The sequence below is a fragment of the Nocardia sp. CWNU-33 genome (genome assembly GCF_046764895.1).
Taxonomy (GTDB): Bacteria; Actinomycetota; Actinomycetes; order Mycobacteriales; family Mycobacteriaceae; genus Nocardia.
The window spans coordinates 1-13,910 of the sequence record NZ_JBKOQN010000071.1 but is presented as its reverse complement, the minus strand read 5'-3'; the positions used below and the strand labels follow the sequence as shown (position 1 = coordinate 13,910).

General features: G+C 64.7%; 10 protein-coding genes and 1 pseudogene. 3 read left to right on the top strand and 8 right to left on the bottom strand.

Going from position 1 to position 13,910, the window contains the following annotated elements; translation table 11 throughout:
* Window positions 1-627 precede the first annotated feature (627 nt).
* On the bottom strand, window positions 628-1,773 hold the full coding sequence (locus ACLMAL_RS38815) for a serine hydrolase domain-containing protein (RefSeq protein ID WP_412003633.1): 1,146 nt from the start codon (window positions 1,771-1,773) through the stop codon (window positions 628-630).
* Window positions 1,774-1,882: 109 nt separating this feature from the next.
* On the opposite strand from ACLMAL_RS38815, the gene ACLMAL_RS38810 reads away from it, so the two are divergent.
* Complete coding sequence (locus ACLMAL_RS38810) at window positions 1,883-2,554, top strand: NmrA family transcriptional regulator (protein WP_412003632.1); 672 nt, start codon at window positions 1,883-1,885, stop codon at window positions 2,552-2,554.
* A 321-nt stretch (window positions 2,555-2,875) separates the two neighbouring features.
* Here ACLMAL_RS38810 and ACLMAL_RS38805 read toward each other — a convergent pair whose 3' ends face one another.
* Complete coding sequence (locus ACLMAL_RS38805; protein ID WP_412003631.1) at window positions 2,876-3,934, bottom strand: serine hydrolase domain-containing protein; 1,059 nt, start codon at window positions 3,932-3,934, stop codon at window positions 2,876-2,878.
* A 215-nt stretch (window positions 3,935-4,149) separates the two neighbouring features.
* Here ACLMAL_RS38805 and ACLMAL_RS38800 point away from each other — a divergent pair, with 215 nt between their 5' ends.
* Window positions 4,150-5,082 (top strand): helix-turn-helix domain-containing protein, encoded by a 933-nt coding sequence (locus ACLMAL_RS38800; RefSeq protein ID WP_412003630.1) that lies wholly within the window; start codon window positions 4,150-4,152, stop codon window positions 5,080-5,082.
* A gap of 242 nt (window positions 5,083-5,324) precedes the next feature.
* Here the strand turns inward: ACLMAL_RS38800 and ACLMAL_RS38795 are convergent, their stop codons facing one another.
* The 5 genes and pseudogenes from ACLMAL_RS38795 to ACLMAL_RS38775 all read right to left on the bottom strand — a co-directional run bounded on the left by ACLMAL_RS38795 (window position 5,325) and on the right by ACLMAL_RS38775 (window position 11,366).
* The gene (locus ACLMAL_RS38795) at window positions 5,325-5,552 is read right to left on the bottom strand and encodes a hypothetical protein (protein ID WP_412003629.1); all 228 of its coding nucleotides are present in this window, start codon (window positions 5,550-5,552) and stop codon (window positions 5,325-5,327) included.
* Window positions 5,553-5,821: 269 nt separating this feature from the next.
* Window positions 5,822-6,718 carry an RNA polymerase sigma-70 factor gene (locus ACLMAL_RS38790; protein WP_412003628.1) on the bottom strand — a complete coding sequence of 299 codons (897 nt, stop codon included), beginning with the start codon at window positions 6,716-6,718 and terminating at the stop codon, window positions 5,822-5,824.
* Window positions 6,718-7,902: an NAD(P)/FAD-dependent oxidoreductase gene (locus ACLMAL_RS38785; protein ID WP_412003627.1), complete on the bottom strand. Its 1,185-nt coding sequence runs from the start codon at window positions 7,900-7,902 to the stop codon at window positions 6,718-6,720. The genes ACLMAL_RS38790 and ACLMAL_RS38785 overlap by 1 nt, the downstream gene beginning before the upstream one ends.
* 749 nt (window positions 7,903-8,651) lie before the next feature.
* A pseudogene (locus ACLMAL_RS38780) lies at window positions 8,652-8,990 on the bottom strand (transglycosylase family protein); the annotation flags it as partial.
* Between the two features lie 285 nt (window positions 8,991-9,275).
* Window positions 9,276-11,366, bottom strand: a complete 2,091-nt coding sequence (locus ACLMAL_RS38775; RefSeq protein ID WP_412003626.1) for a trehalose-6-phosphate synthase — start codon at window positions 11,364-11,366, stop codon at window positions 9,276-9,278.
* A gap of 100 nt (window positions 11,367-11,466) precedes the next feature.
* Between ACLMAL_RS38775 and ACLMAL_RS38770 the strand changes: the two genes are divergently transcribed.
* Window positions 11,467-12,453, top strand: a complete 987-nt coding sequence (locus ACLMAL_RS38770; protein WP_412003625.1) for a carbohydrate kinase family protein — start codon at window positions 11,467-11,469, stop codon at window positions 12,451-12,453.
* Between the two features lie 57 nt (window positions 12,454-12,510).
* Here ACLMAL_RS38770 and ACLMAL_RS38765 read toward each other — a convergent pair whose 3' ends face one another.
* Window positions 12,511-13,527: a hypothetical protein gene (locus ACLMAL_RS38765; protein WP_412003624.1), complete on the bottom strand. Its 1,017-nt coding sequence runs from the start codon at window positions 13,525-13,527 to the stop codon at window positions 12,511-12,513.
* Between the last annotated feature and the right edge of the window lie 383 nt (window positions 13,528-13,910).

The following is a 13,910-nucleotide window of genomic DNA, read 5'->3' as shown; positions in this document are numbered from 1 at the left end:
TGAGATGAATCACCGTTAATAATGGGCTAACACTCTATTGTGTCGAGGTAACGCAATTTGATCTTCACTCCGGACTCGGATTCGAAGATCAAATTAGGTTGGTTTATTCGACGGCGCCCGTATCGGTATGTGGCGGAGCCGATCTCGCATTTGATCTTCACCTCGGATGCGGATTCGAAGATCAAATTCGGTGATCGAATTCTGTTGGTTTATCCGACGCACCGCGTATCGGCGTGCGGCGGAGCCGGCGGACCTTCGATCCCGGTACGGCGCGACCCGAGCCGACGACGTGGTCGGGGGCCGCTGACATGATGGTGATCCGGCGTTACCAGGCGAGGGGCGTGCCGCGCGACACACTCGAGACCGGATGCCGGCCTGCGCGGTCTCTCCTATGCCGTGCAGCAGCCGGGAGTCGTTATGGTCTCCGGTACCGATCCGGGCGGGGATCCTTCTCACCTGCTTCACAACATGTCGCTGCATTTCACCACAGAACGTTAAACCGCGACCGCCCGGTAATGGCCAGGATCGGGTCCTGACATCAGTCTCTAACCAGCCGATGAGCGTTCCGACCCGGCTCACACGGCTGGTAATCCGGCGAACCGGGGTGTCGACGTGCTCGTGTGGACTCTAGGGCGCCGGGCAGACCGCGGCACTGAGCGCACGAGTTCCAGCGGGCGAACGCTCTTCATCGGTGAAGTCTTGGTTGAGCGCAATGGTCACCGTCCGCCCTGTAGCCGGAACCGCGCCGGCATAGGTCAGCGACCCCGGCATGCCCCCGGTGTGCCCCCAGAATTCTCTTCCGCAAGGCATCCAGATCCGTATCAACCCGAGACCGTATGCCATTTTGCTGCTCTCTCCGATAGACCTGACATTCTTCATTTCTGCCAATTGCACTGGCGGAAGCAGTTTTCCGGCCAGGAGTGCGGTGAAGAACCGGTTGAGGTCCGCGCCGGTGCCGACCATCGCGCCCGCTGCACCAGCCGACGACACGTTCTGGCTTGTGTAGTCGACCCGTTTGCCGCCGACCTCGCTGTAGCCGACAGGATGCGGACCGCGGATATCGGTTTCGTCAGGATCCGGATAGTAGGTGCCACGTAAGCCGAGCGGCTCGATGATGCGGTGGGTGATCTCCGCACCGACCGAGCCTCCGGTGATCTTTTCGATCACCATCCCCGCCAGGGCGTAGTTGGTGTTGGAATATGCCCACTGTGCTCCGGGTTCGAAATCGGCGGGCGCGGTCAGCGCATTGCGCACCGCTTCGGCCATATCCGTTCTTCCCCACCGCACCTGCTCGGTGAGGATCTCGAGTTGTCCAGGCTTGGGGGTCGCCCCGAACTCCGCCGCGTATTCGGGTAGTCCGCTGGTGTGCTGCAACAGATTTCGGATCGTGATCCGATTCCCGTCGATACCCGGCCCGCGCACCGCTCCCGGCAGATATCGTTCCACCGGCGCATCCAATTCGACCTTGCCCTCGGACACTAACTGCAGCATTACCGTCGCTACGAATGTCTTGGTGATGCTGCCTATCCGTACCCGGGAATCGTCGGGGAACGGCTTGCCCACTGCCAGGTCACCGACGCCCGCGATGACCGTCCAGGTGTGACCTTTATCGTCGATCACGGCCTGCGCACCCGGATACCCCAGACGCACAGCATCATTCAAGGCAGCAGTGACCTGCTCCCGACCCGCTTCCCTCGTATCGGCCGAATTGTCCACGCCGCAGGACGTTGCTGTCGAAATCGCCGCCACTAGCAACGCAAGTTTCAACCTCACGGCATCAAGCTACGGAAAGCGACCTGCAGCGAGCAGCCTGCTACCGCCCCAATGGCAGGTAGTGTCAGCACTACTCGCGTTACCCGACTCCGGGAATCCTCGTTCCGGGATGGGACAAGGTCTGCGAAGCCTGTTCCGGGCGGAAGCTCTGTTCCTGCTGACCTCCCCCGACTTCATGGCGACGGGCGATCTCGGCGATGTCATGAAGGTTGTGTGGGCTGCCGGCGTTCGACGGGTCGTGTTGCTGTCGTCCCACGGTGTCGGCACGCAACGCCACTCCCCGCATCTGGAAGACGCTGTCAAACAGTCGGATCTCGAATGGATCATGTTGCGACCCGGCAACTTCGACTCCAACGCGGTCCAATGGGCTGACTCGGTCCGTAGACAACGTGTGGTCGCAGCGCCGTTCGGCGACGTCGCGGTGCCGGCCATCGACCCGGCCGACATCGCCGAAGTCGCCGCCGTCGCGCTGCGCGAGCCAGGCCATGGAGGCGGTATCTACACGCTGACCGGGCCGGAACCGATCTCGCCCCGGCAACAGGCCTCCGCGATCGGGAATGCCTTGGGCGAGCCAGTGCGGTTCATCGAGCAGAGCCGCGCGCAGGCACGCACCCAGATGCTGGGGTACATGCCAGAACCGGTTGTCGAGGCCACCCTCGATGCCCTGGGCACGCCGTTGCCCTCCGAGCAACGCGTCAGCCCCGACGTGGAGCGTCTGCTCGGCCGCCCACCCCACTCCATCGCGGAATGGGCGGCACGCAACATCTCGGCTTTCCAGTGACTCATCCGCAGCGTTCACCAGTCCAACACGAACCCCGTTGCATCCGCACATCGACAATGCAGGTGCCGTCCCCAGACGGCGGCATTTGACAATCCGCGCGGTCCGCAGCAGTCGAACGCTGCGGACCGCGCCGTCTCAATAATGGGTCGCGGGGAACCCCAGCATCAAAACGGAACAGGCTCCGCCTCTGAGCTGGAGCCCTTTGCCAGCCCCCATGGGTCCTGGGATGAAGAGACCGGAGTTTTCCTGAACACGCCGGAAACCTGCCGAGCATCCAACCAGTAATGGCGCGCAACGCCGAGTAGGCCCGCGTCCGACGGGTCAGTCGAATTCGGCCCGCAGCAGATCGGTGAACACGCCGATCGGATCATCCCAGTCGCCGTGAGCCCAGTCGGCGTTGACATTGGTGACGAGGATGTGGCGGCCGTCGCGGGTGCCGTATGTGTATGTCCACGAACCGAACAGCGCCCCGCCCATACCCCACAGCGCGACGCCGGAGGGCAGGGTCACCGAGGAGATGCCGAGGCCGTAGCCGGTGTGCGTGATCCAATTCTTGGTGGGGATGGTTCGGAACATCTCGGCCTGTTCGGCGGGGCGAAGCAACTGGCCGCCGAGCAGGGCTGCGAAGAAGCGATGCAGGTCACCGAGGGTGGAGATCATGCCGCCCGCGGCGCCGAACATGGAGACATCCAGCTCGGTCGCGTCGTGGATCGCGGCATCGGGGCTCGATTCGAACAGCTTCGTGTAGTGGCGGGAGTGGGGTCCCTCGATCGCTGGGTCGCTGCCGTGGGGCAGGGAGGTCGCGGTGAGGCCGAGCGGCTCGATGATGTGGCGGCGGAGCTCGTCGTGTAGGGACGCGCCTGTCGCCGCCTCGATGAGCATTCCCGCGAGTATGTAGTTGGTGTTGCTGTAACCCCAGTCCATGCCCACCGCGAAGGTGGGTGGGTGCGCGACGGCGATATCGACGAGCACCGCCGAGGAGTGGGTTTCGTAGCGGTTCAACGCTTCTCGGTCGTCGGTGTAATTGAACAGGCCGCTGGTGTGGTTCAGCAGCTGCCGCACCGTGATCGCGCCACCGTCATTGCCGTTGCCTCGCAACACATTCGGCAGCCACCGGTGCACCGTATCGTCGAGGCCCAGGAGGCCCTCACCCGCGAGTCGCAGCAGCACGGTGGCCACGAAGGTCTTGGTGGTGCTGCCGATACGAAATCGGTGCTGCGGCAGCCGCGGTCGTTCGGTGGCGGTGTCGGCGACACCCGCCGTGGCGAACCATTGCCGTTCACCGTCACGCACCTCGGTCAGGATCCCGGGCACGCCGCCTTCGGTCACCGCCCGATCGAGCACATCTTGGATCGCGTTGGGAGCCGTCGTTTTCGTCATATCCATTCCTTCTCGTTCGTCTGCGTACCGCCACGAAAGCTACGTCGCGTTTCGCAGGTCATCAACCATGCGCGAGTGGTTTTATGCCATTTCACCTGCAATGATTGGCAAATCATTGCAATAGCGATGCCGAGAAACGCAACGATTCGTTGCAATGACCGGGAGGGTTGACGCAGACTGAACCCGACCCCGATCCGGAAGGAAACGACGCACCCATGCCCGGAGGCAGGCTGACCGAGGAGGACCGCAGGCATATCGCCTCCGGACTCGCGGCCGGGCTCGATTACGCCCAGATCGCCCGACGGGTGGGTAGACCCACCTCGACTGTCACCCGCGAAGTGGCGCGCAACGGCGGACCGGGCGGCTACCGGGCCGACCTTGCGCAGCGAGCCACTCGACGGCGCGCCCGCCGACGCATAGCGACTGCGCCGCAGCGACTTTCGGAGGCCATCTACGGGCGTGACGAGGAAACAGTGCGCGAATTCGCTGAACAGTTCGCGGCATTGATGGTCGATTCCGGCCTACCGCGGATGGCGGCCCGCGTGCTGGCGTCGCTATTCACCACCGATTCGGGCAGCGCAACGGCGGCCGAACTCGCCCGGCGGTTGCAGGTGAGTCCCGCGTCGATTTCGAAGGCCGTCGCCTACCTCGGCGGGCTGGAGGTGATCCGCCGTGCTCGGGAGGGGCGGCGCGAACGCTACGCCGTCGACGACAACGTGTGGTTCGAGGCCTGGTCCGATAGCGCCCGCACGACCAACCAGTGGGCGCAGGCCGCTGAGCGCGGAGCCGAAATCTTCGGCGCGACAACACCGGTCGGTGCGCGACTCGAGCATATGGGCCTGTTCTTCGCCCGACTCGGACGCGATATCGCGGGCGGTCCTGTGGATACCGCGGCGGGCGAGCACGCGCTCACCGTCATCGCCGCGCTCGTGCAGGCGGGCACACCGCTGACCCCGGAACAGCTTGCCGCCGCGCTGGATTGGCCACTCGACCGGGTGAGTTCGGCGCTGCACGACGGCGAACGCCACCCCGACCTCGCGGACCCGGTCGCAGTCCGCGGCAACGAGGCCGGGGCCTACTACGTGGTCGCACGGCACGATCGCCTCACCACCGCCCAGCGGCGACGGCTTGCTCGGAACGCGTCGTAGACCGCGGTGACGATGCCTTCCACGCTGCGGAACAGTCTGTCGAACTCGGAGGCAAGTCCGATGAGGGGGACTCCGCGGGTCGGGTTGGCCGGCGCTGCGGCAGCGCGGGCTGATGGAGCGCCTGGAGAAAACCGGCCGAACTCTCGGCCGCATACTCGCCACTGGGCACCGGGGTGCGGTCGGCCGGTTCTCCGGGAACCCACGTCGTGATCGTCCATGGCCGAGGGAACCGCGGGGATGGTTCACTGATCCGCAGCGGGGTCGGCGCCGTGAGCGGGAGACATGGGCGAGCTGCCTGGTGCCTGCTTGCCGAGTCGCGCTACCGCGTGGGCCCTCGACTGCTCGATTCGGCTCCGTTCGTCACCCATGCCGACGAGCAGGTCCACGGTGGCGGGGCCGAGGATATTGGTAACGGCGTGCCCTTCGTGTCGGAGGTAGCCGGTGATTTCGAGTAGGACCACTCCGTGCATCAAACTCCAAAGCCGTCCCGCGAACCGCCCGGCGGATGTCAGTATTAGCGTCGAGTCCACTCGAGGCCAATGGAGCCGAGCACCGGTCCTACTGCCAGTCTTGAATAGCCGCATAGTGCGCGTTCGTGAGCAACGTCAGTCGCGACAACATCCGATAGTGCCGATGACCGAGCACACCGAACCTGCGACACCGCACAGCGGGGACTCGGCTGCCGAGGTGCGGCAGCCGAGTCCTGGGTCGGGTCTGTTCACTGCGGCTTGTCGGCTCTCTACCGGCTGATCCGGCGCGGAACCGCCGCCGTGAGGAGTTTGTCCGGGTTGCGGATGGCATAGAAGTTGGTGATCTTGCCGTCGATGATCTCGATCAGGTAGATGCCTTCCAGGTGGTCGTCGCTGTAGACGGTGATCGCGGGCGTGTTGTTGCAGTTGACCATCTCGATCCGTAGGTTCGGCGTCCTACTCGCCCTGTGGAACAAGTGCATCAGGTACTGGGCTATCTGCTCCGCGCCCACCACCGGCCGGCGCGCCGCGATGACCTTGCCGCCGCTGTCGGCGGTCCAGGTGGCGTCGGGAGCGAGTAGCGCGAGCAGTCCCTGTGTGTCACCGGTAGCCGCCGCTGTCATGAACTGTTCGGTGATCTGCGCGATCTGCGCCGCGTCGACCGGCTCGAAGCGTTTACGCCGCGCCTGCACGTGCTCGCGGGCACGGTGCGCCACCTGGCGCACCGTCATAACGGATTTGCCCACCGCTGCGGCGATCTCGTCGTAGTTGAAGCCGAACACCTCACGCAGCACGAACACCGCACGCTCGTCGGGAGTGAGTGTCTCGAGCAGCACGAGCATCGCCATCGAGACCGACTCTGCGAGCACCATGTCAGCCGACGCGTCGTGCTCGTCGAGCAGCAGCGGCTCGGGCAGCCACGGACCGATGTAGTCCTCGCGACGGCGCCTGCTGGCCCGCAATGCGTTGAGCGCCTGACGGGTGACCAGTCGTGCCAGATACGACTTGGTGTCGCGCACCGTCGCCAGGTCCACCTCGGCCCACCGCAGATAGCTGTCCTGCAACACGTCGTCGGATTCGGTTGTCGAGCCGAGGATTTCGTAGACGATCGTGAACAGCAGCGGCCGCAGCAGGGTGAACCGCTCGGCATGCTCGTCGGTCATCATCAGGATGTAACCACCGGCGCAGCGGAGGCCGACTGCTCGGGACGCGGGCCGCCCTTGGGCCAGATCAGCGAACCCGGCTTGCGGGCCTCGCGACGTATCTTCCACACCGCGACCTTGCAGGTCATCTCCTTGATTCTCGCGCCCATGCGGCCGCCGATGTAGAGGTTCACCGCGATGTCGTCTTTGCGGGCGAGCTGTCGGATGCCAACGCGACGGCCGAGGCTGACGCACGACCCCGTGAGGGCCAGGTCGATCACCGCGGGTTCGGTCCCCGCGATGTGACTCAGCACGGTATCGGCGGCCTGTGCCCCGAGCGCCCCCGCGCCCTGGCAGCTCATCCGCAGCGGCTGGCCCGACGGTGCGGCGGCGTCGCCGGTCGCCACGATGCGGTCGTCGTCGATACTGGTCAGCGTCTCGTCGGTGAGCAGCCGGCCGAGCGCGTCGGTCTGTAGCCCGCTCTCGGCCGCCAACTCCGGCACGCCGAAACCTGTCGTCCAGATGGTGAGTGCGCTCGGACGTACCGCGCCGTCGGCGAAGACGACCGCATCCGGCCGAACCTCGGTCACCGCGTCGGCCTCGAGCACGGTGACACCGTGCCGGGACAGCCACTTGGCGACGTGCCGGCGCCCCGACGCACTCAGTGACGACATCAGGGTTCCTCCGCACACCAGCGTCACCGTGTGTCCTTGTTCGGCCAGTTCGGCGGCCGTCTCGATGCCGGTCGATCCGCCGCCGACCACGGTGACCGGAGCATCGAGGGGCACCTCCTCCAGCCTGGCGCGCAGCCGTTGCGCGTACTCGAATTCAGCCAGGGGGAAAGCGAACTCGGCCGCGCCTGGCACTGACGACGGTATCGCAGCGGTGCTGCCGACCGCATAGATGACGTGGTCGTAGTCCAGCGCGTGACCCGACACCAGCCGCACCACACGGGCGGCGGTGTCGATGCGGGTGGCGCTGTCGACAACCAACCGGATGCCCTCGCCGAGCAGCGTGCTGTAGTCCACCGTCGCATCGCCGGTGCCGGCCACGAACTGGTGCAGCCTGACTCGATCGACGAACTTCGGGCGGGGATTGACCAGCGTGATATCGACATCGGTACGCATCCGCAGATGGTTGGCCGCAAGTGTCCCGGCATAGCCGCCGCCGATGACAACGACCTTGTGGCGTGTGTTGTGTTCAGTCATACCCTCGAGACACCGCGCATCGCCGAAACATGACACGAACGGACGTGATGTGCGTCACTCGACTCGAGAGCGTGGGGACGCGCCGACCGTGCAGGTCGATCCGCCTGGACTTGTCGCAGGATACGACTGGCTCAGGCGACGATGCTGCTCCAGTGCCCGAAGCGACCGGCCGGGAAGTCCACCATGTTGACGTATTTTCCGTCGGAGTCGAGCTTCCCCGATGCGCCCGCTCACAGTCGAGGCTCGTAGAAATAGCCGCTGTTGTAGAAGAAGAGCCGGTTGTCTCGGCTGGACTCAGGTATTCCCAGTCGCCGAAGTGTCCGGGCGGGTAGTCCTGCAACACCCGGTTCGGCCGAACATGCGTCGGCTGCGCCGATAATTCAATAAACCGTGCGGGCGCGGTGGGAAACTCGACGCCGACGGCAATTAAATCAATCTGAACACCTTCCCGCCTGGAGCGTTCGGTGAATGGTGGCGAATCGTGTCCGCCGGTGGCCGGCTGCCGTTCTTCTACAATTCGACCACCGGACAAGTCGCTACAGGAAAGGTGGCCGCCGACGGAAAGTTCACCAACTTACAAAACTTCCCGCCGCCGCAGTTTTCGAAATTCTGGGACCACATCGTGTCACTCGGCGACGGCCAGCTGTTCTTCTACGCGAAAGGTTCGGGTTATGTAGAAGAAGAGCAGGTTGCCGACCGGGACGATGTGGGTCCAGAGCCCGCTGGACAGCCCTGCTCCCTCACCGGAAAAGGCCCAGCGCTGCCGAACAACCTGCCCAAGGGCCCCAGCCCTGAGCGGCGAGTACCTGCTCGGCGACGGCGATCTGCTGTTCACGGGTGGCTTTGTCGGCAGTCGGCCCATACGCGGCACCGCCATATGCAGCCCAGGTGCCCGGCGAGAATTGCAGGCCGCCCTGAAACCCGTTGCCGGTGTTGATACTCCAATTACCACCCGACTCACACGCGGCGAGGCTGTCCCATTCCTGATCGGTAGCGGCGGAAGCTTGGCCAACGAATGCCATGCCGGCCCCGCCAATAATCGCGCTGGTAGCGACGATCTTCTTGAGTGGGGTGCCCAAAGCGCTCATTTCGCAGTTCCTTTCGAGTCAGCAAACCTATACAGGTGTCCAAGCATGAAAGGTGATCACTGGATCTTTGGCCCGTTCGAGTGTGTGCTGGGCGCGGTGAGCTGAAGTGGCAGTCCTCGATATCGTGTCCACATCGAAATACAGACTCATGTCGTGCATGAATCTATTGGCGGCCGTCGGTCGGTCGAAAAGCTGCGTCGACCGGGCGAATGAATGGCGGTGTGCACGCGCGGTAATGCCGATTTCCGCGTGTTTCGCGATGTCCGAATCTGCCGAGTTGCGCGATCAGGACGGCTGGTAAGTGATCGGCACTGCGGCCGGGTCGGGGGTGCGGACGCGGATGGCGTCGATGATGCGGGTTGCCCAGTCGATGGGGCGGTCGTGGCCCAAGAGGTGGGCCAGACGTTTCGCGCGAGTGCGGCGCTCGGTGCGGTCGAGGGATAGTGCGCGGGCAAGTGTGGCGGTGAGGTCTTCGGGGGAATGCGGGTCGGTGAGTAGGGCGGCGTCGCCGAGTTCTGTTGCGGCACCGGCGTAGCGGGACAGCACTAGCACCCCGGGCCGGGAGCCGGGTCCGGTCACTGCCGACTGGGCGGCGACGAATTCCTTTGCGGTCAGGTTCATGCCGTCCTGCAGGGATGTCACCCAGAACACGTCCGCGGCCAGGTAGTGGTCCATCACCTCGGCGAGCGGCAGGTTGTGCGGGATGTAGTCGATCGGTTGCCAAGTGCCGACACGCCAGGCGTCGTTGATCTCGGTGATGCGTCGCTCGAGAGCGCGGCGAGTGGTGTCGTAGGCGGAGATGCCTGGTTCCGGTGGTGGGCAGACGAGCCGGAACACCAATCGGCCGTGCAGGTCCGGGCGGTGCTCCAGCAACGCCGCTATGGCGTCGACCTTGTGTACGGGGGCTTTGGTGTAATCGAGACGTTCGACGGAGAGCACCAACGCGTGACGGCGGGGCCGTATGCGCGAGGCACGGCTGCGGGCGAGTGCTTCGATGGCTGGACGATCGATACCCAGCGGATGGACACCCAAGGCAGGCAGTGTGGGCTGACCAACCAGGGTTTGTCGAAAGTTGTCGGCGAAGGCATTGGTGTGAAATCCAGCCCAGTCCAACTGTATGAGCGAGGAAAGAATTTCGTCTGCCATGGGCAGAGCGGCGAACACCTCCGGCGGCGGAAACGGAGTGTGGTGGAACAGTCCGATGCACAGATCGGGTCGGACCTGGCGAAGCACGCCGGGGACGAGCCACAGGTTGTAGTCGTGTAGCCAGACAGTCGCGCCGTGTGCTGCTCGCTCGCCGATACGCTCGGCATATCGCTGGTTGACTACACGATAGTGGGCCCAGGCCGCGGTATCGAAGCGCATGCGGTGCGGCTCGGACATGAGGATCGGCCACAGTGTGTCCTTGCATGCGCGATGGAAGTAGCCACTCCATTCGTCGGGGGTCACCGGCAGCAGTGACATCGGGGCGTCGTGCTCGCGTGCGTCGACACCGTCCTCGCCGACCTGAGCGGCGACCCAGATACCCGGCAACCCCTGAGCGAACAGGGCGGTCAGGCTGGGTAGAATCCCGTTAGGGCTGGACGGTGATCGTCGCTCACCCCGGGAGACCGGTGGTCGGTGATAGCCGACTATCAGGCAGTGCCGGTCCTCGGTGCAGTTGTCCGGTGCGACCCACCCCAGTGCGTGCAGTGCTGTGAGAATCCCGCCCGCGCCCGGACGCTCGGGGCGATGGATACGCGCGTCGAGGGGAACCGCCCGGTATAGGGCGGGCTCGGCGGCGCCGACTATCACGGCGTGTGTGCCCAGTTCGAACAGCGATGCATCGTTGAGCGAATCACCGGCCACCAGGACGGAATCCATTGGCCAACCGAACTTTTCGGCCAACGCCGCCACGGCGTTGCCCTTTGATGCGTTCGGCGGCACGACGTCGAAGTAGCGGTCCGCCGAGTACAGCCACCGGCATCCGAGCGCGTGGACAGCGGCGATGAGTTCGTCGGTCAGCTGGCCCGATGCCAGGTGATACGAGCAGCGCCCGTCCTGCGCCACCCGCTGGTACGTCAGTTGCCCGAAACGGCTCATCGCCTGCCGAACTTGTTGTGTCCCAGGCCATCCGGTACGACGGTGGGCCTGAATATCCCCGACCGGTTGTAGGTCGGCGCCGTCGACCACGGTGGCACCGACATCGGCGATGATCCAGCGTGGTCTCGGCACCAGCGGGTCACACAGCACATCGGCGACCGACGCCACACCGCGGCCGGTGGCGAAAACCACCGTCACTTCCGGATGGCGGGCCAACACCGCACACAGCCGACGCCGGTCGGCGATCTCCCCGCCCAGCAACGTACCGTCCAAGTCGGTGACCAGAATCCTCATCACCAATCCAAAGCTAACACCCGCAGCATGAATCCCTGTGCCGCCGTGACCATCTCGACCGCCACCCACATCCCGCACCACACCCCGGTACGCTCATCGGATGGGCACAGACGAGCCGGGTGGGCGGGAAATTCTCGTGGTGGGCGCCTATTTTGTGGATCTGATCTTCCACGGGCTACCCGAGCCCGTCCGACCTGGCCGAGAGGTCTTCGCTGATGGGTTCACCATGATGCCCGGTGGCGCCTACACCCTGGCCATGGCCGCGCATCGGCTCGGGCACGATGTTGTGTGGGCGACCGACTTCGGCACCGATCCCTTCAGCACCCATGTCCTGCACGCGGCACGCGTAGAAGGATTGGACGAGAGCGCCTACCGACATCAGCCGACGCCGCTGCGCAGCCTGACCGTCGCCCTGTCCACGCCCGAGGACCGTGCGATGGTCAGTTTCCAGGACCCGAGCTCCCCGCAACCGCTCTCGTCGCTGCTGCGGCAATACCGACCGCGTGTCCTGATGGTGCCGCAACTACGCTACGACGCCGACACCGTGCACGCGCTGAAGCTCGCCCGCCACCTCGGCATCACCGTAGTGATGGACTGCCAAGACGTCGCCGTCGATGTCGACACCCCCGGAGTGCGAGCCGCGCTGGCTTCCACCGATATCTTCGCGCCCAACGCCGAGGAAGCACTGCGGCTGACCAGGGCGCCGACCATAGATGATGCGATATCGCGGCTGAACGAACTTGTGCCGACCGTGGTGATCAAACTCGGCAGTGCCGGAGCCACCGCAACACACGACGGCGAACGTTACGACGTTGCCGCACCGCAGATTTCGGCTCTGGATACCACCGGAGCCGGTGACTGCTTCAACATCGGTTTCGTTCATGGCCTGCTCGTCGGCTGGCCGCCGGCGAAATGCCTCGCCGCCGCCGTGGCGTGCGGAACGGCAGCCACCACCGGCCCGGGGTCCAGCACGGCTCCGACGACCGCCGACCTCGAGCGGTGGCTCGCGCGAACCACAAGATCGAGTCGCGCGGCTGCGGCCCGCGAACAACGCCGGCAACCGGTTCAGCCTCCCGCAACGCACTGAAATGCCGATGAGCGGTTGTGCGGCGTCCGTGGAACTGATCGTTCGCCGCGTAGTTGGTTATTGCATCATCTGGATGTGCGGATGCTCATGTGATGTCGGGCAGATTCGGATGATCTGGTTGTTGACGTCAGAGACACAGATCTGGGTCGGGCTGCTCGGGCCACCTTGTACAGCACCCCACAAGATGTCGGCGGCCTGGTCCTCGTACGGGACCCAGTGGCGGCCGTTCATTTCCCACTCGCGGCTGGCGATCGTCAGTAGCGGCTCGGTTGGGGTGCCGCAGGTGGGGCAGGGGTTCGGATAAGGGTCTTGCATGTTCCAGCTGATCCATCCGCCGATTTTCCATCCGGGCGCGATACACAACAAGTCGTAGGGCTGATCGTCGTCCTCGAGACCGTCGAACTCGACGCCGGGAATCTGAGCCATGGTCCACTGGTCCACTCGTTGCCGAAGCTCCCCCTCGAGCTCCCCCGATTTCGGGTATTCGATCACCTGTTCCGGATCGATCATGCACGGTTCGGGCACCAGGTCCTGCTCGTACTCCGCCGGTTCCGGAGGATCCACCAGAACGTCGGTGATCGCCGCCGCGGACCGCCAGAACAGTGCGGTCTTGGGCATACCATCGTCGTCGTGCTCGTAGGGGCACCACAACACTTGCAGCAGGTCCGCTCCCTCGGGCGGATGCAGACCCGGCACGTCACGGACGTACAACTGCGCGACCGGCAGCATCGCTATCGGACCGTCGGTCGCCGGGCGCTCCTCCATCCGGTCGAGGATTTCCCTCTCCTCCGTGGTGTATTCCCTGCCCTCACTGTTTCTGGCCGCGCGTATCCGTCGCTCCAGCCTGGCGTCCGCCAAAGAGATCGACGGGAGCCGTTCTGCGTCGTGATCCTCAGCGTGGCAGTGCGGCCATGGCTCGCTTGCCGGCCACAGCAGTGGCCCGCCGATCGAACTGTCGTGCACCGATGGTGTTCCCGGACGTGGGTGCAGGCGAGTCGCGGTGCGGGCCAGTCGCGTCAGCTCGGGAAAGACGGCCACGAGATCGACCGGGCGTGGCGGCGTAATGTGAGTCATACATCCTCTAGAGGAACGCGGAAATGTTCGATTTCGATGATGATGGGACCGGCACGGTCCCATCCCGAGACTAGGCATCCGAGCCTCGACCAACTTCCCACCACCGGCAATCGCGGAGCTATCCGAGAAAGCGGGGGAATCTCAATACAGGAGAGGTTTTCGGCGGTCTCAGAATGCACGATAGTGCCGCTGATCGCGCTGTCCGCACCGGCCACGACATGGCCCGCCGAACGCACCATAATGCCGATGAGCGGTTGAATCGGCCCTTTGATCCCTGGGTTCACGCAGCAGAACTGGCACTGGCAGGGGCGTGGGTCGGTGTGTCCGAGAATAGGCTTCGGGCAAAGATGAGCAGGACCATTGCACCCGAGCGTTAGTGCGTC

Coding starts and splice junctions, on each gene's coding strand:
- ACLMAL_RS38770 (WP_412003625.1), top strand. CDS start 11,467: ATGGGCACAGACGAGCCGGGTGGGCGGGAAATTCTCGTGGTGGGCGCC.
- ACLMAL_RS38800 (WP_412003630.1), top strand. CDS start 4,150: ATGCCCGGAGGCAGGCTGACCGAGGAGGACCGCAGGCATATCGCCTCC.
- ACLMAL_RS38805 (WP_412003631.1), bottom strand. CDS start 3,934: ATGACGAAAACGACGGCTCCCAACGCGATCCAAGATGTGCTCGATCGG.
- ACLMAL_RS38785 (WP_412003627.1), bottom strand. CDS start 7,902: ATGACTGAACACAACACACGCCACAAGGTCGTTGTCATCGGCGGCGGC.
- ACLMAL_RS38775 (WP_412003626.1), bottom strand. CDS start 11,366: ATGAGGATTCTGGTCACCGACTTGGACGGTACGTTGCTGGGCGGGGAG.
- ACLMAL_RS38810 (WP_412003632.1), top strand. CDS start 1,883: ATGGGACAAGGTCTGCGAAGCCTGTTCCGGGCGGAAGCTCTGTTCCTG.
- ACLMAL_RS38765 (WP_412003624.1), bottom strand. CDS start 13,527: ATGACTCACATTACGCCGCCACGCCCGGTCGATCTCGTGGCCGTCTTT.
- ACLMAL_RS38790 (WP_412003628.1), bottom strand. CDS start 6,718: ATGATGACCGACGAGCATGCCGAGCGGTTCACCCTGCTGCGGCCGCTG.
- ACLMAL_RS38795 (WP_412003629.1), bottom strand. CDS start 5,552: ATGCACGGAGTGGTCCTACTCGAAATCACCGGCTACCTCCGACACGAA.